At 67.0% G+C, this 18,339-nt stretch carries 29 protein-coding genes; 1 reads left to right on the forward strand and 28 read right to left on the reverse strand.

Annotated elements, in window-relative coordinates:
- Window positions 1-276 precede the first annotated feature (276 nt).
- Window positions 277-1,899 carry an ABC-F family ATP-binding cassette domain-containing protein gene (locus ACIBG6_RS21315; RefSeq protein WP_399224152.1) on the reverse strand — a complete coding sequence of 541 codons (1,623 nt, stop codon included), beginning with the start codon at window positions 1,897-1,899 and terminating at the stop codon, window positions 277-279.
- A gap of 56 nt (window positions 1,900-1,955) precedes the next feature.
- On the opposite strand from ACIBG6_RS21315, the gene ACIBG6_RS21320 reads away from it, so the two are divergent.
- On the forward strand, window positions 1,956-2,951 hold the full coding sequence (locus ACIBG6_RS21320) for a hypothetical protein (RefSeq protein ID WP_399224153.1): 996 nt from the start codon (window positions 1,956-1,958) through the stop codon (window positions 2,949-2,951).
- Here ACIBG6_RS21320 and truA read toward each other — a convergent pair.
- From truA to rplB, 27 genes are all read right to left on the reverse strand, one after another.
- A complete protein-coding gene (gene truA / locus ACIBG6_RS21325) occupies window positions 2,922-3,779 on the reverse strand; it encodes a tRNA pseudouridine(38-40) synthase TruA (protein WP_399224154.1) in 858 nt (285 codons plus the stop codon). The genes ACIBG6_RS21320 and truA overlap by 30 nt on opposite strands.
- A gap of 92 nt (window positions 3,780-3,871) precedes the next feature.
- Complete coding sequence (gene rplQ / locus ACIBG6_RS21330; protein ID WP_024755424.1) at window positions 3,872-4,336, reverse strand: 50S ribosomal protein L17; 465 nt, start codon at window positions 4,334-4,336, stop codon at window positions 3,872-3,874.
- Between the two features lie 177 nt (window positions 4,337-4,513).
- Window positions 4,514-5,536, reverse strand: a complete 1,023-nt coding sequence (locus ACIBG6_RS21335; RefSeq protein ID WP_003966937.1) for a DNA-directed RNA polymerase subunit alpha — start codon at window positions 5,534-5,536, stop codon at window positions 4,514-4,516.
- 134 nt (window positions 5,537-5,670) lie between these two features.
- Window positions 5,671-6,075, reverse strand: a complete 405-nt coding sequence (rpsK, locus tag ACIBG6_RS21340) for a 30S ribosomal protein S11 (protein WP_006376016.1) — start codon at window positions 6,073-6,075, stop codon at window positions 5,671-5,673.
- A 66-nt stretch (window positions 6,076-6,141) separates the two neighbouring features.
- Complete coding sequence (gene rpsM, locus ACIBG6_RS21345; RefSeq protein WP_017239590.1) at window positions 6,142-6,522, reverse strand: 30S ribosomal protein S13; 381 nt, start codon at window positions 6,520-6,522, stop codon at window positions 6,142-6,144.
- 205 nt (window positions 6,523-6,727) lie between these two features.
- Window positions 6,728-6,841 (reverse strand): 50S ribosomal protein L36, encoded by a 114-nt coding sequence (rpmJ, locus tag ACIBG6_RS21350; protein ID WP_003956441.1) that lies wholly within the window; start codon window positions 6,839-6,841, stop codon window positions 6,728-6,730.
- 63 nt (window positions 6,842-6,904) lie between these two features.
- Complete coding sequence (gene infA, locus ACIBG6_RS21355; protein ID WP_003956442.1) at window positions 6,905-7,126, reverse strand: translation initiation factor IF-1; 222 nt, start codon at window positions 7,124-7,126, stop codon at window positions 6,905-6,907.
- A 370-nt stretch (window positions 7,127-7,496) separates the two neighbouring features.
- Window positions 7,497-8,348, reverse strand: coding sequence for a type I methionyl aminopeptidase (gene map / locus ACIBG6_RS21360; protein WP_399224155.1), 852 nt, complete (start codon window positions 8,346-8,348; stop codon window positions 7,497-7,499).
- Between the two features lie 96 nt (window positions 8,349-8,444).
- Window positions 8,445-9,092 (reverse strand): adenylate kinase, encoded by a 648-nt coding sequence (locus ACIBG6_RS21365; RefSeq protein WP_317598409.1) that lies wholly within the window; start codon window positions 9,090-9,092, stop codon window positions 8,445-8,447.
- The gene (gene secY, locus ACIBG6_RS21370) at window positions 9,092-10,411 is read right to left on the reverse strand and encodes a preprotein translocase subunit SecY (protein ID WP_399224156.1); all 1,320 of its coding nucleotides are present in this window, start codon (window positions 10,409-10,411) and stop codon (window positions 9,092-9,094) included. Before secY ends, ACIBG6_RS21365 begins: the two co-directional genes overlap by 1 nt.
- A gap of 213 nt (window positions 10,412-10,624) precedes the next feature.
- Complete coding sequence (rplO, locus tag ACIBG6_RS21375) at window positions 10,625-11,080, reverse strand: 50S ribosomal protein L15 (RefSeq protein WP_024755416.1); 456 nt, start codon at window positions 11,078-11,080, stop codon at window positions 10,625-10,627.
- Between the two features lies 1 nt (window position 11,081).
- Window positions 11,082-11,264, reverse strand: coding sequence for a 50S ribosomal protein L30 (gene rpmD / locus ACIBG6_RS21380; RefSeq protein WP_024755415.1), 183 nt, complete (start codon window positions 11,262-11,264; stop codon window positions 11,082-11,084).
- Window positions 11,264-11,866: a 30S ribosomal protein S5 gene (rpsE, locus tag ACIBG6_RS21385; RefSeq protein ID WP_017239585.1), complete on the reverse strand. Its 603-nt coding sequence runs from the start codon at window positions 11,864-11,866 to the stop codon at window positions 11,264-11,266. The genes rpmD and rpsE overlap by 1 nt, the downstream gene beginning before the upstream one ends.
- Window positions 11,867-11,911: 45 nt before the next feature.
- Window positions 11,912-12,295: a 50S ribosomal protein L18 gene (rplR, locus tag ACIBG6_RS21390; protein ID WP_329621704.1), complete on the reverse strand. Its 384-nt coding sequence runs from the start codon at window positions 12,293-12,295 to the stop codon at window positions 11,912-11,914.
- Window positions 12,296-12,298: 3 nt separating this feature from the next.
- Window positions 12,299-12,838: a 50S ribosomal protein L6 gene (rplF, locus tag ACIBG6_RS21395; RefSeq protein WP_024755414.1), complete on the reverse strand. Its 540-nt coding sequence runs from the start codon at window positions 12,836-12,838 to the stop codon at window positions 12,299-12,301.
- A gap of 21 nt (window positions 12,839-12,859) precedes the next feature.
- Window positions 12,860-13,258, reverse strand: a complete 399-nt coding sequence (gene rpsH, locus ACIBG6_RS21400) for a 30S ribosomal protein S8 (protein ID WP_399224157.1) — start codon at window positions 13,256-13,258, stop codon at window positions 12,860-12,862.
- A gap of 222 nt (window positions 13,259-13,480) precedes the next feature.
- Complete coding sequence (locus ACIBG6_RS21405; RefSeq protein ID WP_003948630.1) at window positions 13,481-13,666, reverse strand: type Z 30S ribosomal protein S14; 186 nt, start codon at window positions 13,664-13,666, stop codon at window positions 13,481-13,483.
- A gap of 5 nt (window positions 13,667-13,671) precedes the next feature.
- Window positions 13,672-14,229 (reverse strand): 50S ribosomal protein L5, encoded by a 558-nt coding sequence (gene rplE / locus ACIBG6_RS21410; RefSeq protein WP_267048073.1) that lies wholly within the window; start codon window positions 14,227-14,229, stop codon window positions 13,672-13,674.
- Window positions 14,226-14,537: a 50S ribosomal protein L24 gene (gene rplX / locus ACIBG6_RS21415; RefSeq protein ID WP_024755412.1), complete on the reverse strand. Its 312-nt coding sequence runs from the start codon at window positions 14,535-14,537 to the stop codon at window positions 14,226-14,228. Before rplX ends, rplE begins: the two co-directional genes overlap by 4 nt.
- Before the next feature lie 2 nt (window positions 14,538-14,539).
- Window positions 14,540-14,908, reverse strand: a complete 369-nt coding sequence (rplN, locus tag ACIBG6_RS21420) for a 50S ribosomal protein L14 (protein WP_003956455.1) — start codon at window positions 14,906-14,908, stop codon at window positions 14,540-14,542.
- Between the two features lie 106 nt (window positions 14,909-15,014).
- Entirely contained in the window at window positions 15,015-15,299 is a 285-nt protein-coding gene (gene rpsQ / locus ACIBG6_RS21425; RefSeq protein WP_030214021.1) for a 30S ribosomal protein S17, read from the reverse strand.
- Window positions 15,299-15,523, reverse strand: a complete 225-nt coding sequence (rpmC, locus tag ACIBG6_RS21430) for a 50S ribosomal protein L29 (protein ID WP_030214018.1) — start codon at window positions 15,521-15,523, stop codon at window positions 15,299-15,301. Before rpmC ends, rpsQ begins: the two co-directional genes overlap by 1 nt.
- Window positions 15,523-15,942, reverse strand: a complete 420-nt coding sequence (gene rplP / locus ACIBG6_RS21435) for a 50S ribosomal protein L16 (RefSeq protein ID WP_015035580.1) — start codon at window positions 15,940-15,942, stop codon at window positions 15,523-15,525. The genes rpmC and rplP overlap by 1 nt, the downstream gene beginning before the upstream one ends.
- A 5-nt stretch (window positions 15,943-15,947) precedes the next feature.
- Complete coding sequence (gene rpsC, locus ACIBG6_RS21440; protein WP_017239578.1) at window positions 15,948-16,796, reverse strand: 30S ribosomal protein S3; 849 nt, start codon at window positions 16,794-16,796, stop codon at window positions 15,948-15,950.
- Window positions 16,796-17,143, reverse strand: coding sequence for a 50S ribosomal protein L22 (gene rplV, locus ACIBG6_RS21445; RefSeq protein WP_024755410.1), 348 nt, complete (start codon window positions 17,141-17,143; stop codon window positions 16,796-16,798). Before rplV ends, rpsC begins: the two co-directional genes overlap by 1 nt.
- Window positions 17,144-17,186: 43 nt before the next feature.
- A complete protein-coding gene (rpsS, locus tag ACIBG6_RS21450; RefSeq protein WP_024755409.1) occupies window positions 17,187-17,468 on the reverse strand; it encodes a 30S ribosomal protein S19 in 282 nt (93 codons plus the stop codon).
- A gap of 12 nt (window positions 17,469-17,480) precedes the next feature.
- A complete protein-coding gene (gene rplB, locus ACIBG6_RS21455) occupies window positions 17,481-18,317 on the reverse strand; it encodes a 50S ribosomal protein L2 (RefSeq protein ID WP_329621705.1) in 837 nt (278 codons plus the stop codon).
- Between the last annotated feature and the right edge of the window lie 22 nt (window positions 18,318-18,339).

Here is an 18,339-nt window from a genome sequence, read left to right on the forward strand (position 1 = left end):
CCCCACGCCGCACTCGCACGACTCGGCCCCAAAGGGCCTCCCCGGCATCGCACGGCCGCGCCGGACTCCGTCCGCCGACCGAAGCCCGAACCCGCCACCGACCGCCCGAGGTCACCGCGCCCGCTCGACCCGCCGCTCGTCCCACACCGGCCCCGTCGACCTCTCCCCCACGCCGCACTCGCACGACTCGGCCCCAAAGGGCCTCCCCGGCATCGCACGGCCGCGCCGGACTCCGTCCGCCGACCGAAGCCCGAACCCGCCGCCGACCGCCCGAGGTCACCGCACCCGCTCGACCCGTCGCTCGTCCCACACCGGCTCCGTCGTCTCCCGTACGACCCCGTCCGAGCCGAAGACCAGGAACCGGTCGAAGCTCTTCGCGAACCAGCGGTCGTGCGTGACGGCCATCACGGTCCCGTCGTACGACTCCAGGCCGTCCTGGAGCGCCTCGGCCGACTCCAGGTCCAGGTTGTCCGTGGGCTCGTCGAGGAGCAGCGCCGTCGTCCCCGCCAGCTCCAGGAGCAGGATCTGGAACCGGGCCTGCTGCCCGCCGGAGAGCTTGTCGAAGGGCTGGTCGCCCTGCCGCTCCAGCTCGTACCGCCGCAGCATCGACATCGCCGCGCCCCGGTCCTTGGCGTGCTCGGTCCACAGGATGTCGACGAGCGGACGCCCGGCCAGCTCCGGGTGCGCGTGGGTCTGCGCGAAGTGCCCGGGCACGACCCGCGCGCCCAGCTTCCAGTCGCCCGTGTGGGCGACCGTCGGGTCCCCCGCGAGCAGCCGCAGGAAGTGCGACTTCCCGGAGCCGTTCGACCCGAGGACCGCGACCCGCTCCCCGTAGAAGATCTCCAGCGAGAACGGCTTCATCAGGCCGGTCAGCTCGAGGTTCTCGACGGTCACCGCCCGCACGCCGGTCCGGCCGCCGCGCAGCCGCATCCGGATGTCCTGCTCGCGCGGCGGCTCCGGCGGCGGCCCCGCCTCCTCGAACTTCCGCAGCCGGGTCTGCGCCGCCGCGTACCGCGAGGCCATGTCGTGGCTGACCGACGCCGCCTGCCGCAGGTTGAGGACGAGCTTCTTCAGCTGGGCGTGCTTCTCGTCCCAGCGCCGCTTCAGCTCCTCGAAGCGGGCGAAGCGCTCGCGCCGGGCCTCGTGGAAGGTGGCGAAGCCGCCACCGTGCACCCACACGTCCGAGCCGGCCGGGCCGGGCTCGACCGCGACGATCTTCTGGGCGCCCCGGGAGAGCAGCTCCCGGTCGTGGGAGATGAAGAGCACGGTCTTACGGGTCTCCCGCAGCCGCTCCTCCAGCCATCGCTTGCCGGGCACGTCGAGGTAGTTGTCCGGCTCGTCCAGGAGCAGCACCTCGTCGGGGCCGCGCAGCAGGTACTCCAGGACCAGCCGCTTCTGCTCGCCGCCGGAGAGCGTCCGCACCTCCCGGAACTGCGCCTTCTCGTACGGGACGCCCAGCGCCGCCATGGTGCACATGTCCCAGAGGGTCTCGGCCTCGTACCCCTGCACCTCGGCCCAGTCGCTGAGGGCCTGCGCGTACGTCATCTGCGCGGCCTCGTCGTCGACCGTCATGATCAGGTGCTCGGCCGCGTCGACCGCCTTCGCGGCCTCCCGGATCCGCGGCTGCGCCACCGAGACCAGCAGGTCGCGCACCGTGGACGCGTCCCGTACGGAGCCGACGAACTGCGGCATGACGCCCAGGCCGCCGCTGACGGTGACCGAGCCGCCGTGCGGCTGGAGCTCCCCGGAGATCAGCCGGAGCAGTGTGGTCTTGCCGGCGCCGTTGGCCCCGACCAGGGCGACGACCGCGCCCTCCCCGACCCGGAAGGAGGCGTCCCCGAGCAGGACCCGCCCGTCCGGAAGGTAGTACTCAAGATGTGCGGCCTCGACATGTCCCATGAGGTGCATTGTCACCGCACGCGTCCCCTTCGCCCAACCGGATTAGGATGCGCGGCATGAGCTTTGGGGGACCGCAGTGGCCACAGGAGCCGCAGCAGCAGGGGCAGGGACAGCAGGGCCACGGACAGCAGCCGGGGTACGGGCAGCAGCCGGAGTACGGGCAGCAGCCCGGCTACGGCGGGCAGCAGCCGTACGGCGGGCAGCCGGGCCAGGGACAGCAGCAGCCGAACCCCTTCCCGGGGGCGCAGGGCGGCGGGCCCACCCCTGACTGGGGCGCCCTCGCCGACGCCTCGGCCAGCAGCAACCGCCGCAGGCGCTGGCTGCTGATCGGCGGCGGGGCGCTGGCGACCCTCGCCGTGGGCGCGATCGTCGCCACGGCCGTCGTCTCCACGAACAAGACGAACGACGAGTCGAAGAACGGCGGGATCCCCACCGCCTCGGTCTCCCCCACCGGCTCCCCCACGCCCGAGCCGACGTTCTCCTCGGTCGCGCCGCCGCCCCCGCCGAACCCGAAGGACTACATCTCGGACCCGAAGAAGGACAAGGCCCCGCTCACCGTGGACGGCCTCTTCCCGGGCAAGAAGATGTCCATGAACGGCCGCCCGTACAAGAAGGGCGCCACCTCCGCCACGACGAACTGCGCGTCCGTCACCCAGGGCGGCCTCGGCGCCGTCCTCAAGAAGAACGGCTGCCAGAAGGTCCTGCGCGCCACCTACGTGAAGGACGGCGTGGCGATCACCGTCGGCGTGGCCGTCTTCCCCTCCGAGGCGGCGGCCCTCAAGGCGAAGGCCCAGGCCGACGGAGGCATCGCGCCACTCGCGGGCGCCGGCGTGAAGGAGTTCTGCCGCGCCACGGTCTGCCTGCGCCGCTCGAACTCCGTCGGCCGCTACGCCTACTTCACGCAGGCCGGCTTCGCCAACGGCAAGAAGGTCACCAAGGCCGACAAGCCGATCTTCCAGGCCAGCGACGACCTCGGGACCTTCGTCTTCAACCAGATCTACGCCCGCGGCCGGGCGCAGGCCTCAGCAGCAGCCAACGCTCCCGGGGAGTGACCGCTTGTTACGGGCCTCCTTGCTGCGCGCGGCAAGGAGGGCGTCCTCCGGGTAGCCGACCTCTTCGAGGGTGAGGCCGTGCGGCCGTACGACGTGGACGGCCGAGTCCCGTACCCCGGCGGCGAGCACCTTGCCGGGCCAGTCGACCGGCCGGTGGCCGTCGCCGACGAAGAGCATCGCGCCGACGAGCGAGCGGACCATGTTGTGGCAGAAGGCGTCCGCCTTCACGGTCGCTTCGAGGATGCCGTCGGGCCGCCGCTCCCACCGCAGCACCTGAAGGGTGCGGATGGTCGTGGCCCCTTCGCGCTTCTTGCAGTACGCCGCGAAGTCGTGCTCGCCGACGAGCGCGGTCGCTGCCTCGTTCATGGCGTCCATGTCGAGGGCCCAGTCGTGCCACAGGACGTGCCCGCGCAGGAGCGGGTCGACACCCCCGGGGTTGTCGGTGACGCGGTAGGCGTAGCGACGCCAGATCGCCGAGAAACGGGCGTTGAAGCCGGCGGGGGCCTCTTCCACCCTCCACACCCGTACGTCATGGGAGAGCCGCCCCGCGAGCCGCCTGAGCAGCTTGTCCCGGTGCTCCTCCCACAGCTCGACGGGCAGGTCGACGTGGGCGACCTGCCCGCGCGCGTGCACCCCGGAGTCGGTCCGGCCGGCGACGGTCAGCTCGTACGTCTCCGTGGCACGCGTCACGGTCCGCAGCGCGGCCTCGATATCGCCCTGCACGGTGCGCCGGCCCTGGGGCTGCTTGGCCCAGCCGGAGAACTCCTTGCCGTCGTACGAAAGGTCAAGGCGTACCCGTACGAACCCGTCCTGCACGTCATCGCTCACGCGGAACAATCCTCTCGAACCATCAACACACGGGAACGGGCCCGCACCCCCAGAGGGGTACGGGCCCGCACACGAGAAACTCGTCGGAACGCTTACGCGTCCTTCGACTCCTCGGCCGGAGCCTCGGCGGCCGCGTCGGCCTCCTTGACGGCGCGCACGGTGGCGGCCTCGGCCTCGGCGACGGTCGCCTTCTTGGCGATCTCGCCCTCGACCAGCTCGATCACGGCCATCGGGGCGTTGTCGCCACGACGGTTGCCGATCTTGGTGATACGGGTGTAACCACCCGGACGCTCCGAGTAGCGCGGGGCGATCTCGGTGAAGAGGGTGTGGACGATGCCCTTGTCGGTGATCGTCTGCAGCACCAGGCGACGGTTGTGGATGTCGCCCTTCTTCGCCTTGGAGATCAGGCGCTCGGCGACGGGACGCAGGCGACGGGCCTTGGCCTCGGTCGTCGTGATGCGGCCGTGCTCGAAGAGGGACTTCGCCAGGTTGGCGAGCAGCAGACGCTCGTGAGCGGCGGAACCGCCGAGGCGGGCACCCTTCGCGGGACGCGGCATGGTGTTTCTCCTTGGTGTCTGCCCCGGCCGTATCAGGTACCGAGGTCAGTATCCGAGCGGGCGGTCACCCGTCGGAGATCCGGACGCCCCCGAAGGGGCGCCCGGAGGGGGCGCGGGGAACTGCGCGACAAGCCACAGCGCTCCCGCACCAAGGGACCGGCAAGCGGCCCCGAGCTCTTAGTACTGCTCGGTCTCGACGAAACCGGCATCCGCGTCATCGTCCGCGCCGAAGGCGTCGGCCGCGGCGGTCGGGTCGAATCCGGGCGGCGAGTCCTTCAGCGCGAGGCCCATACCGGCCAGCTTCGCCTTGACCTCGTCGATCGACTTCGCACCGAAGTTGCGGATGTCGAGCAGGTCCGCCTCGGAACGCGCCACGAGCTCACCCACGGAGTGGATGCCCTCGCGCTTGAGGCAGTTGTACGAACGAACGGTGAGCTCGAGCTCCTCGATCGGCAGCGCCAGATCAGCGGCGAGCGCGGCGTCGGTCGGGGACGGGCCCATGTCGATGCCCTCGGCGTCGATGTTGAGCTCGCGCGCCAGACCGAACAGCTCGACCAGGGTCTTACCGGCGGACGCCATGGCGTCACGCGGACGCATGGCCTGCTTGGTCTCGACGTCGACGATCAGCTTGTCGAAGTCGGTGCGCTGCTCGACACGGGTCGCCTCGACCTTGTACGTGACCTTGAGCACCGGCGAGTAGATGGAGTCGACCGGAATGCGACCGATCTCCTGGCCCACCTGCTTGTTCTGGACGGCGGAGACGTAGCCGCGACCGCGCTCGACGGTCAGCTCCATCTCCAGCTTGCCCTTGCCGTTGAGCGTGGCGAGGACGAGGTCGGGGTTGTGCACCTCGACACCGGCCGGGGGCGCGATGTCGGCGGCGGTGACCAGACCCGGGCCCTGCTTGCGCAGGTACATCACGACCGGCTCGTCGTGCTCCGAGGAGACGACCAGCTGCTTGATGTTCAGGATGAGGTCGGTGACGTCCTCCTTGACGCCCGGCACGGTGGTGAACTCGTGCAGGACACCGTCGATGCGGATGCTGGTGACAGCGGCACCCGGGATCGAGGAGAGGAGGGTACGGCGGAGGGAGTTGCCGAGGGTGTAGCCGAAGCCCGGCTCCAGCGGCTCGATCACGAACCGGGAGCGGAACTCGTCGACGACCTCTTCGGTCAGCGACGGACGCTGAGCGATCAGCATGTCGTTATGTCCTTCTGTCGTGGACGCCCACTATTTGACGCCCGACGGGATGTAGCACCTACAAGGGTACGGGCGGCACGGCCCGAAGAGCCGTACCGCCCGAAGTCCTGGTCAAGCAGCCGTGCGTCGGAAGATCAGACGCGGCGGCGCTTGGGCGGACGGCAGCCGTTGTGCGGCGTGGGGGTGACGTCCTGGATCGAACCGACCTCGAGGCCCGTGGCCTGGAGGGAGCGGATCGCGGTCTCGCGGCCGGAGCCCGGACCCTTGACGAAGACGTCGACCTTGCGCATGCCGTGCTCCTGCGCGCGGCGAGCGGCCGACTCGGCGGCCATCTGCGCGGCGAACGGGGTGGACTTGCGCGAGCCCTTGAAGCCGACGTGGCCGGCGGAGGCCCAGGAGATCACGTTGCCCGCGGGGTCCGTGATCGAGACGATCGTGTTGTTGAACGTGCTCTTGATGTGCGCGTGGCCGTGAGCGACGTTCTTCTTTTCCTTGCGGCGCACCTTCTTGGCAGCGCCCTGACGACCCTTGGGGGGCATCTATTACTCCTACGGGAGGTGGTCGGTCCTACAGCGAAGACCGCTTGGTCAAGCGTCCGCTGAGGACTACTTCTTGCCCGGCTTCTTCTTGCCGGCGATGGCGCGACGCGGGCCCTTGCGGGTACGAGCGTTCGTGCTGGTGCGCTGACCGCGAACGGGCAGGCCACGACGGTGGCGCAGACCCTGGTAGCAGCCGATCTCGACCTTGCGGCGGATGTCGGCGGCGATCTCGCGGCGGAGGTCACCCTCGGTCTGGAGGTTGGCGTCCACGTACTCACGGATCTTGACGAGGTCTTCCTCGGCAAGGTCACGGACACGGGTGGACGGGTTCACGCCGGTCGAGGCGAGAATCTCCTCGGACCGGGTGCGCCCGATGCCGAAGACGTAGGTGAGTGCGACCACCACACGCTTTTCGCGCGGGATGTCAACACCGGAAACGCGTGCCATTCAATGGCTCCTGTGTTCTCGGGGGTCTGCTGCAGAACCGCTCCCGACCGCCGACTCTCCGAAGGATCGAAGAGTGGTACGTCCGGGTCCCCGGCCCCCGCCGGAGGTGCCGTCAACCGTGGAACACGGCCCGACGGGCTCTGCGTATGTACGTACTGCTATGCGTCGCGCGAAGAACTGCGAAATGCAGGTCGGTCGGCGTGCGTCAGCCCTGGCGCTGCTTGTGGCGCAGGTTGTCGCAGATGACCATGACCCGACCGTGACGGCGGATCACCTTGCACTTGTCGCAGATCTTCTTGACGCTCGGCTTGACCTTCATGGGATGTGAGGTTCTCCGGGTCAGTGCCACCACCCGCGCCGCGAGGCGGGGTGCGGGCAAGATCTACTTGTACCGGTAGACGATCCGGCCACGCGTCAGGTCGTACGGAGAGAGCTCCACGACGACCCGGTCGTCCGGAAGGATTCGGATGTAGTGCATCCGCATCTTGCCGGAGATGTGCGCGAGGACCTTGTGACCGTTCTGGAGTTCCACCTTGAACATGGCGTTCGGGAGGGACTCGATCACGGTGCCCTCGATTTCGATGGCACCTTGCTTCTTGGCCACGCTTCGCCTTTCGAATCGGCTACCTTGATCGACTCTCGCCGTCGTATGCGGACACACGGGTACACGAGAGCCGACGCATCAGTCTACGTCAGGCCCCTGGAAAAGACGAATCCGGGAAGTTTGCCCACAGTAGAAGATCATTACTCGAACGAGTACGCCGCCCCTGGCCCGGGCTACGCGAGGGGGTCCGGCGCCGCGACGACACCGAGCTCCGCCAGCTTCGCCTTACCGCCGACCCATCCCCGACGCAGCCCTCGCGGGCTCGGCGCCTGGGGCGCCTCACAAGCTTCGGCCTGCCGCGGTGGACTCCGTCCACCGGTCTCGGCACCACGCCCGTCCGCAGGAGCCCGGCAATCCCGAGGGCCCGACGCTACGCGAGGGGGTCCGGCGCCGCCGTCACGCCCAGCTCCGCCAGCTTCGCCTTACCGCCGTCGACCGCCGTGAGGACCAGCGGGCCCTGCTCGGTGAGGGCGATCGAGTGCTCCCAGTGGGAGGACCAGGTGCCGTCGGTCGTGACGACCGTCCAGTCGTCCTTGAGGACCTCGGTGTGCGGGGTGCCCAGGGAGACCATCGGCTCGATCGCCAGGCACAGGCCGGGGACCAGCTTCGGGCCCTTGCCGCGCTTGCGGGAGACGTAGTTCAGCAGGTGCGGGTCCATGTGCATCTCGGTGCCGATGCCGTGGCCGCCGTAGTCCTCGACGATCCCGTACTTCCCGAGGCTGTGCTCGCCGACCGACGGACGGGGCTGCCGCTTGATGTACGTCTCGATGGCCTTCGAGATGTCGACGAGCCGGTTACCGAGCTTCATCGCCGCGATGCCCGCCCACATCGACTCCTCCGTCACCCGGGAGAGCTCCACGAGCTCGGGCGCGTGCCCGGTGCCCACGAACGCCGTGTAGGCCGCGTCACCGTGCCAGCCGTCCACGATCGCGCCCGCGTCGATGGAGATGATGTCGCCGTCCTTCAGGACGGTCTTGCCGTCGGGGATGCCGTGGACGACGACCTCGTTCACCGAGGTGCAGATCGTCGCGGGGAAGCCGCCGTACCCGAGGAAGTTCGACTTCGCCCCGTGGTCGGCGATGACCTTCCGCGAGACCTCGTCCAGATCCCGCGTCGTGGCGCCCGGCACGGCCGCCTCGCGGGTCGCCGCGTGGATGGCCGCGACGACCAGCCCCGCCTCGCGCATCTTCGCGATCTGCTCGGGGGTCTTGATCTGCACCATCGTCGCGGGGCCTTTCTTGCGTGTACACGGGACAGAACAACGATACGGCCGCGGCGCCCTTCCCGGGCACCGCGGCCGTATCGAACGAACCAGGGGTTACTTCTTCAGCGCAGCCATCGCCTTGGCGGTGACCTCGTCCACCTTGCCGAGCGCCGAGATCGTCACGACCAGGTTCTGCGCCCGGTAGTAGTCGATGATCGGCTCGGTCTGCGTGTGGTAGACCTCCAGGCGCCGGCGAACCGTCTCCTCGGAGTCGTCGTCACGCTGGTAGAGCTCGCCACCGCAGGCGTCGCAGACGCCCTCGGTCTCCGGCGCGTTGTACGTCACGTGGAAGACGTGCGCACTGTCGTTGCGGCAGATGCGGCGACCCGCGATCCGCTTCACGACCTCGTCCTCGGGGACCTCCAGGTCCAGGACCGCGTCGAGCTGCATGTCCTCGGCCTTCAGGACCACGTCCAGGGCCTCGGCCTGCGCCACGTTCCGGGGGAAGCCGTCCAGCAGGAAGCCGTTGACGGCATCCGGCTGCGCCATGCGGTCCTTGGCCATCCCGATGGTCACCTCGTCGGGTACCAGGTCGCCGGCGTCCATGAACGCCTTCGCCTTCAGACCCAGCTCCGTGCCCTGAGAGATGTTGGCGCGGAACAGGTCACCCGTGGAGATGTGCGGGATGGCCAGGTTCCGGGCAAGGTACGCGGCCTGCGTTCCCTTGCCGGCCCCGGGCGGTCCGACGAGGACGATTCGCATCAGCGGAGGAACCCTTCGTAATTGCGCTGCTGGAGCTGGCTCTCGATCTGCTTCACGGTCTCCAGCCCCACACCCACGATGATGAGGATGCTCGTCCCACCGAAGGGGAAGTTGGCATTGGCGCCACCGAAGCCTGCCAACGCCATCGTCGGCACAAGAGCGATCAGACCCAAGTACAGCGAGCCCGGCCAAGTGATCCGGTTGAGCACGTAGCTCAGATACTCAGCAGTAGGTCGACCAGCCCGGATACCCGGGATGAAGCCACCATACTTCTTCATGTTGTCGGCAACTTCCTCGGGGTTGAACGAGATCGCCACGTAGAAGAAGGCGAAGAACACGATCAGGAGGAAGTACGTAGCGATGTAGTAGGGGTGGTCACCCTTGACGAAGTGGGCTTCGATCCAGGTCTTCCACCCTGCGGTGGAGTTCGAGAACTGCGCGATCAAGGCCGGGATGTAGAGCAGCGACGACGCGAAGATGACAGGAATCACACCTGCCTGGTTCACCTTCAGCGGGATGTATGTGGACGTACCGCCGTAGGAGCGCCGGCCGATCATGCGCTTCGCGTACTGCACGGGGATCCGCCGCTGGGCCTGCTCGACGAAGACCACGAGGGCCACCATCACGAAGCCGATGAGGATGACGGTGCCGAACTCGATCCAGCCCTTGGCGAGCTTGCCGCTCTCCTTGATGGCCCACAGGGCGCCCGGGAAGCCGGCGGCGATCGAGATGAACATCAGGATCGACATGCCGTTGCCGATGCCGCGGTCGGTGATGATCTCACCGAGCCACATGACGACGGCGGTACCCGCGGTCATCGTGAGGACCATCGTGGCGATCGTGAAGATCGACTGGTCGGGCACGACCTGGTCGGCGACGGCACAGCCGCTGAAGAGCGCACCGCTCTTGGCGGTGGCCACGAGGCCGGTGCCCTGGAGGATGGCGAGGGCGATCGTCAGGTACCGGGTGTACTGAGTGATCTTGGCGGTACCGGACTGACCCTCCTTCTTGAGGGCCTCCAGGCGCGGGATCACGACGGTCAGCAGCTGCAGGATGATGCTCGCCGTGATGTACGGCATGATGCCGAGCGCGAAGATGGTGATCTGCAGCAGCGCCCCGCCACTGAACATGTTGACCAGGCCGAACAGGCTGTTGTTGCCCTCGCTGGCCTGCTTGACACACTGCTGGACGGCCTCGTACTTGACGCCGGGGACCGGGATGTGGGCCCCGAGGCGGTACAGCACGATGATGCCGAGCGTGAAGAGCAGCTTCTTGCGCAGGTCGGGCGTCTTGAACGCCCGGGCGAACGCGGTGAGCACGGTGCCTCCTGCGACCCCCGCGCTATGCGTCAAGGGTGACGGTCTTGAGGTTCGACGATTAGGTATCGGTCATCAATCCCGTGCGGGCATACCGCACGGAGCCTAGACAGTGCACGCCACCTTACCGGCGACCATGCCCCCCTAGGAACGACCAATCGGGGATGCCCCTTTTGGGAGGCATCCCCGATCGGATGTTCAAGCCATCGAGTCGTCTTAGACGAGCTCGGTGACGGTGCCACCAGCGGCGGCGATCTTCTCCTTGGCGGAGCCGGAGACGGCGTCAACCGAAACCTGCAGCGCCACGGTGATCTCGCCGGTGCCGAGCACCTTGACGAGGCTGTTCTTGCGAACCGCGCCCTTGGCGACCAGGTCGGCCACCGTGACCTCTCCACCCTCGGGGTAGAGAGCGCCGAGCTTGTCCAGGTTCACGACCTGGAACTCGGTGCGGAACGGGTTCTTGAAGCCCTTGAGCTTCGGCAGACGCATGTGGAGGGGCATCTGCCCACCCTCGAAGCGCTGCGGAACCTGGTAACGGGCCTTCGTACCCTTGGTACCACGACCGGCCGTCTTACCCTTCGACGCCTCACCACGACCGACACGGGTCTTCGCGGTCTTGGCACCGGGGGCGGGACGGAGGTTGTGGGCCTTCAGCGGGCTGTTCTCCGCCATGTTATTCAACCTCCTCGACCGTCACGAGGTGGCGGACGGTGTGCACCATGCCGCGGAACTCGGGGCGGTCCTCCTTGACAACCACGTCGTTGACCTTCTTGAGGCCAAGCGAGCGCAGGGTGTCGCGGTGGTTCTGCTTGCTGCCGATGTACGACTTCGTCTGCGTGACCTTGAGGCGAGCCATTACGCACCCGCCCCAGCACGCGCACGGAGCAGAGCGGCGGGAGCGACGTCCTCGAGGGGCAGACCACGGCGAGCCGCGATCTCCTCGGGACGCTGCAGACCCTTGAGGGCCGCCACGGTCGCGTGCACGATGTTGATCGCGTTGTCGGAGCCGAGCGACTTCGACAGGATGTCGTGAACGCCGGCGCACTCCAGAACGGCGCGCACCGGGCCACCGGCGATAACACCGGTACCGGGGGAAGCAGGCTTCAGCAGGACAACGCCGGCCGCCTTCTCGCCCTGGATCGGGTGCGGGATGGTGCCCTGGATGCGGGGAACCTTGAAGAAGTTCTTCTTGGCTTCCTCGACACCCTTGGCGATGGCCGCGGGAACTTCCTTGGCCTTGCCGTAACCGACACCTACCGTGCCGTCGCCGTCACCGACGACAACGAGGGCGGTGAAGCTGAAGCGACGACCACCCTTGACAACCTTGGCGACGCGGTTGATCGCGACAACGCGCTCAACGTACGCGGTCTTCTCGGCGGCAGCGCCACCGTCGCGGCCCTTCCGGTCCCGCCGCTCGCCGCCACCGGCACCGCTTCCGCGGCGCTGGGGTCCAGCCATTGGATTACCTCTCTCTGTTACGTCCGTTAGTCCCGGAACCGGGGCTTAGAACTTCAGCCCGGCTTCGCGGGCGGCGTCAGCCAGAGCGGCAATGCGCCCGGCGTACCTGTTGCCACCACGGTCGAACACGACTGCCTCGACACCGGCGGCCTTGGCGCGCTCGGCGACCAGGGAACCGACCTGCTTGGCCTGCTCGGACTTGTCACCCTCGCCGCCACGGATCGACGCGTCCAGGTTCGACGCGGACGCAAGGGTGTGACCCTTGAGGTCGTCGATGACCTGAGCGGTGATACCGCGGTTGGAACGCGTCACGACGAGGCGCGGACGCTCCGCCGTACCCGACACGTTCTTGCGGATGCGGATGTGGCGGCGCTTCTTGGCAGCGCCCTTGTAGGCGTCGCCCTTGGCGATCTTCACACCGTATGCCATGGCTTACTTACCAGCCTTTCCGACCTTGCGGCGGATGACCTCACCCGCATACTTCACGCCCTTGGCCTTGTAAGGGTCAGGCTTGCGAAGCTTGCGGATGTTGGCGGCGACTTCGCCGACCTTCTGCTTGTCGATGCCCTCGACCGAGAACTTGGTCGGCGACTCGACCTTGAACGAGATGCCCTCGGGCGCCTCGACGAGGATCGGGTGGCTGTAGCCGAGCTGGAACTCCAGGTTGGAGCCCTTCGCGGCCACGCGGTAACCGACACCGCTGATCTCGAGCGCCTTCACGTAACCCTGGGTCACACCGGTGATCATGTTGGCCACCAGCGTGCGGGACAGGCCGTGGAGGGCCTTGTTCTGACGCTCGTCGTTCGGACGGTTGACGTTGAGCACGCCATCCTCGCCCTTAACGATCTCGATCGGAGCGGCGACGGTGTGGCTCAGGGTGCCCTTGGAACCCTTCACCGTGACCGTGCGGCCATCGATGGTGACGTCCACGCCGGCGGGAACCTGGATAGGCAGCTTGCCAATACGCGACATGAGCTTTCCTTCCTTTCCCGACTACCAGACGTAGGCGAGGACTTCCCCACCTACGCCCTTCTTGCCTGCCTGCTGGCCGGTCAGGAGGCCGTAGGACGTGGAGATGATCGCCACGCCCAGGCCGCCGAGAACCTTCGGCAGGTTGGTGGACTTCGCGTAAACCCGGAGACCGGGCTTCGAGATCCGCTTGATGCCCGCGATGGAGCGCTCACGGTTCGGACCGAACTTGAGCTCGAGGACGAGGTTCTTGCCGACCTCGGCGTCCTCGACCTTCCAGCCCGTGATGAAGCCCTCCTGCTGGAGGATTTCCGCGATGTGAGACTTGATCTTGCTGTGCGGCATCGTCACGGAGTCGTGGTATGCCGAGTTCGCGTTACGCAGACGAGTCAACATGTCCGCGATCGGATCAGTCATGGTCATGAATTGGCCTTCGGCCTCTCTCGCCGGGGTTTCCTGTATGCGCCATCCCTCTCCCCACACAGGGGCGGGACGGGTGCGGCGCGGGGACCTACGGCGTAGTAAGTCGTACGGGCGACGGACGCCCAACCCTCCTAGCCTAAGCCATGGAGGGATGGGCGACCGCCAACCCAGTGCTTACCGAGAGTCTCCGGTCATTCCCAACACCCAAAGGGTGGAAGGGAATTACCAGGAGCTCTTGGTCACGCCCGGCAGCTCGCCACGGTGAGCCATCTCACGAAGGCACACGCGGCACAGGCCGAACTTGCGGTACACGGAGTGGGGACGACCACAACGCTGGCAGCGCGTGTAGCCACGCACGCCGAACTTGGGCTTGCGAGCAGCCTTCGCGATGAGAGCCTTCTTCGCCATCTCGCTTACGCCTCCTTGAAGGGGAAGCCGAGGTGACGGAGAAGGGCGCGGCCCTCAGCGTCGTTGGTCGCCGTGGTGACCACGGTGATGTCCATACCCCGGACACGGTCGATCTTGTCCTGGTCGATCTCGTGGAACATGACCTGCTCCGTGAGACCGAAGGTGTAGTTGCCACGCCCGTCGAACTGCTTGGGGGACAGACCACGGAAGTCGCGGATGCGCGGAAGCGCGAGCGACAGGGTGCGGTCCAGGAACTCCCACATGCGGTCGCCACGGAGGGTGACGTGAGCACCGATCGGCTGACCCTCACGCAGCTTGAACTGCGCGATGGACTTGCGAGCCTTGGTGACGGCCGGCTTCTGACCGGTGATCGTGGTCAGGTCACGGACGGCACCGTCCATGAGCTTCGAGTCACGGGCGGCGTCGCCGACACCCATGTTCACCACGATCTTCACGAGGCCGGGAACCTGCATGACGTTCTCGTACGAGAACTCCTCACGCAGCTTGCCCGCGATCTCCTCGCGGTACTTCGTCTTGAGACGCGGAGTGGTGGTAGCCATCAGATGTCCTCACCCGTCCGCTTGGCAACGCGGATCTTGTTGCCCTCGTCGTCGAAGCGGAAACCGACACGCGTGACGACCTTCTTGCCGTCCTTCTCCACGACCAGCTGGACGTTGGAGACGTGGACCGGAGCCTCGGTCGTGACGATGCCACCGGCCTGCGACGGGCCGGCCTTGGTGTGCTTCTTGACCCGGTTGACACCCTCGACGAGGACGCGGTTCTCGCGGGGGAAGGCCGTGATGACCTTGCCCTGCTTGCCCTTGTCCTTACCGGTGATGACCTGGACCAGGTCGCCCTTCTTGATCTTCATGCTTACAGCACCTCCGGCGCGAGCGAGATGATCTTCATGAACTTCTTCTCGCGCAGCTCACGGCCGACCGGGCCGAAGATACGGGTGCCACGAGGGTCGCCGTCGTTCTTGAGAATGACAGCGGCGTTCTCGTCGAAGCGGATGTACGAGCCGTCCTGGCGGCGGCGCTCCTTGACGGTGCGAACGATGACCGCCTTGACGACGTCACCCTTCTTCACGTTGCCACCGGGGATCGCATCCTTGACGGTGGCGACGATGACGTCACCGATGCCCGCGTAGCGGCGACCCGAGCCACCGAGAACACGGATGCAAAGGATCTCCTTGGCACCAGTGTTGTCGGCGACACGCAGTCGCGACTCCTGCTGGATCACGTCTATCTCCTGATTTGTCTGCCGGTTCCCGGCGGGGTTGCGCTAAACGACTAGCGCAACCCCACCGAGCCTGGCGGAACTGACCTAAGGGAAACCCCTCAGGTAATTACTTGGCCTTCTCGAGGATCTCGATGACGCGCCAGTGCTTCGTCGACGACAGCTTCCGGGTCTCCATCAGGAGGACGCGGTCACCGATGCCGGCAGCGTTCTGCTCGTCGTGAGCCTTGAGCTTGTTCGTACGGCGAATGACCTTGCCGTACAGCGCGTGCTTGACGCGGTCCTCGACGGCGACGACGACGGTCTTGTCCATCTTGTCGCTGACGACCAGGCCCTCGCGGACCTTGCGAGCGTTGCGCTCGGTCTTCTGCTCAGTCACGTTGCTCTCGCTCATCAGGCGCTCTCCACCGTCTCGATGCCCAGCTCGCGCTCACGCATCAGGGTGTAGATCCGCGCGATGTCCTTGCGGACGGACTTGAGCCGCCCGTGGTTCTCGAGCTGGCCCGTCGCCGCCTGGAAGCGGAGGTTGAACAGCTCTTCCTTGGCCTCGCGGAGCTTGTTGAGAAGCTCCTCGTTGCCCAGTTCGCGCAGCTCGGACGCCTTGGTACCGGCGGTCATCACAGCTCACCTGCTTCGCGCTTAACGATCTTGCACTTCATCGGCAGCTTGTGGGCCGCACGGGTCAGGGCCTCGCGCGCGATCTTCTCGTTCGGGTAGGACAGCTCGAACATCACCCGACCGGGCTTGACGTTCGCGATCCACCACTCCGGCGAACCCTTACCGGAACCCATGCGGGTCTCGGCAGGCTTCTTGGTCAGCGGGCGGTCCGGGTAGATGTTGATCCAGACCTTGCCGCCACGCTTGATGTGGCGGGTCATCGCGATACGAGCAGCCTCGATCTGGCGGTTCGTCACGTACGCCGGCGTGAGGGCCTGAATGCCGTACTCGCCGAACGCAACCTGCGTACCACCCTTGCTCATACCCGAGCGCTTGGGGTGGTGCTGCTTGCGGTGCTTGACCCTACGGGGGATCAGCATGTCGGTCAGGCCTCCGTTCCGGTGCTCTCAGCCGGAGCGGCAGCGGCGGCGGGAGCGTCGGCCTTGGGGGCCTCGGCAGCCGGCGCGGACTGCTGCTGCGGCTTGCGGCCGCGGCCGCCACGCTCGCCACCGCGGCCACCACGGCCGGCCGGGCGGTCGCCAGCGCCGGCACCACGGGCCGGGCGGTTACCCGCACGGGCCGCAGCGTTCTCGGCGCGGACCTCGGCGATGTTCTTGACGTCGCCCTTGTAGATCCAGACCTTCACGCCAATGCGACCGAAGGTCGTCTTGGCCTCGAAGAAGCCGTAGTCCACGTTCGCGCGGAGCGTGTGCAGCGGCACACGACCCTCGCGGTAGAACTCCGAGCGGGACATCTCGGCGCCGCCGAGGCGACCGCCGCACTGGATCTTGATGCCCTTGGCGCCGGCCTTCATCGTGCCCTGCATGCTCTTACGCATGGCGCGACGGAAGGAGACGCGGGAGGAGAGCTGCTCGGCAACGGCCTGAGCAACCAGCTGAGCGTCCATCTCGGGGTTCTTGACCTCGAGGATGTTCAGCTGGACCTGCTTGCCCGTGAGCTTCTCGAGGTCACCGCGGATGCGGTCGGCCTCGGCGCCACGGCGGCCGATGACGATGCCGGGACGCGCGGTGTGGATGTCCACACGCACACGGTCACGGGTGCGCTCGATCTCAACCTTCGAGATGCCGGCGCGCTCCATGCCGGACGTCATCATCCGACGGATGGCGACGTCTTCCTTGACGTAGTCCTTGTACAGCTTGTCGGCGTACCAACGGGACTTGAAGTCCGTGGTGATGCCGAGCCGGAACCCATGCGGGTTAACCTTCTGGCCCATTACCGGGTTCCTTCCTTGCTGCTGACGACCACGGTGATGTGGCTGGTCCGCTTACGGATCCGGAATGCACGGCCCTGAGCACGCGGACGGAACCGCTTCAGGGTCGGGCCCTCATCGACGTACGCCTCGCTGATGACCAGCGAAGAGGCGTCAGTGTGGTCGTAGTTGTGTGCAGCGTTGGCAATGGCGCTGTCCAGCACCTTGCCAACCGGCACGCTCGCGGCCTGCGGGGCGAAACGCAGGACCGCCTGAGCCTCCGTGGCGTCCATGCCACGGATAAGGTCCACCACTCGGCGGGCCTTCATGGGCGTGACGCGGATGTACCGCGCCTGGGCCCTGGCTTCCATGGTTGTCCTTCCAGTGTCTGTCATGGTCGATTCCACCCCGCTACTAGCGGCGCTTCGACTTCCGGTCGTCCTTCACGTGACCCCGGAAGGTGCGCGTCGGCGAGAACTCGCCGAGCTTGTGGCCGACCATCGACTCGGTGACAAACACCGGAATGTGGGTCTTGCCGTTGTGCACCGCGATCGTGTGGCCGAGCATGGCCGGGATGATCATCGAGCGACGGGACCAGGTCTTGATGACGTTCTTGGTACCGGCTTCGTTCTGTACGTCCACCTTCTTTACGAGGTGTCCGTCGACGAAGGGTCCCTTCTTGAGACTGCGCGGCATCTAAACCCGCTCCTAGCGCTTCTTGTTCGTCTTGCGGCGGCGGACGATGTACTTGCTCGAAGCCTTCTTCGGCGAGCGAGTACGACCCTCCTTCTGACCCCACGGGGAGACCGGGTGACGACCACCGGAGGTCTTACCCTCACCACCACCGTGCGGGTGGTCCACCGGGTTCATCGCGACACCACGGACGGTCGGGCGAACGCCCTTCCACCGCTTACGGCCGGCCTTGCCCCAGTTGATGTTCGACTGCTCGGCGTTGCCGACCTCACCGATGGTGGCGCGGCAGCGGGCGTCGACGAGACGGATCTCACCGGACGGCATACGAAGGTGGGCCATCGTGCCCTCCTTCGCCAGCAGCTGCACGGACGCACCAGCGGAGCGCGCGAACTTGGCGCCGCCACCGGGACGGAGCTCGATCGCGTGGATCGTGGTACCGACCGGGATGTTGCGGAGGGCCAGGTTGTTGCCGGGCTTGATGTCCGCGCCGGGGCCGTTCTCGACCCGGTCACCCTGCGTCAGGTTCTTCGGGGCGATGATGTAGCGCTTCTCGCCGTCCGCGTAGTGGAGCAGCGCGATGCGCGCGGTGCGGTTGGGGTCGTACTCGATGTGAGCGACCTTCGCCGGCACGCCGTCCTTGTCGTGACGACGGAAGTCGATCACCCGGTAGGCGCGCTTGTGGCCGCCACCCTGGTGCCGAACCGTGATCCGACCGGTGTTGTTACGGCCGCCCTTGCTGTGCAGGGGGCGGACCAGCGACTTCTCCGGCGTGGACCGCGTGATCTCGACGAAGTCGGCTACGGAAGAGCCACGACGGCCCGGCGTAGTCGGCTTGTACTTGCGGATTCCCATTTCTCAGTCCTCGTCCGATTCC

The organism is Streptomyces sp. NPDC050842 (genome assembly GCF_044456565.1).
Lineage (GTDB): Bacteria > Actinomycetota > Actinomycetes > Streptomycetales > Streptomycetaceae > Streptomyces.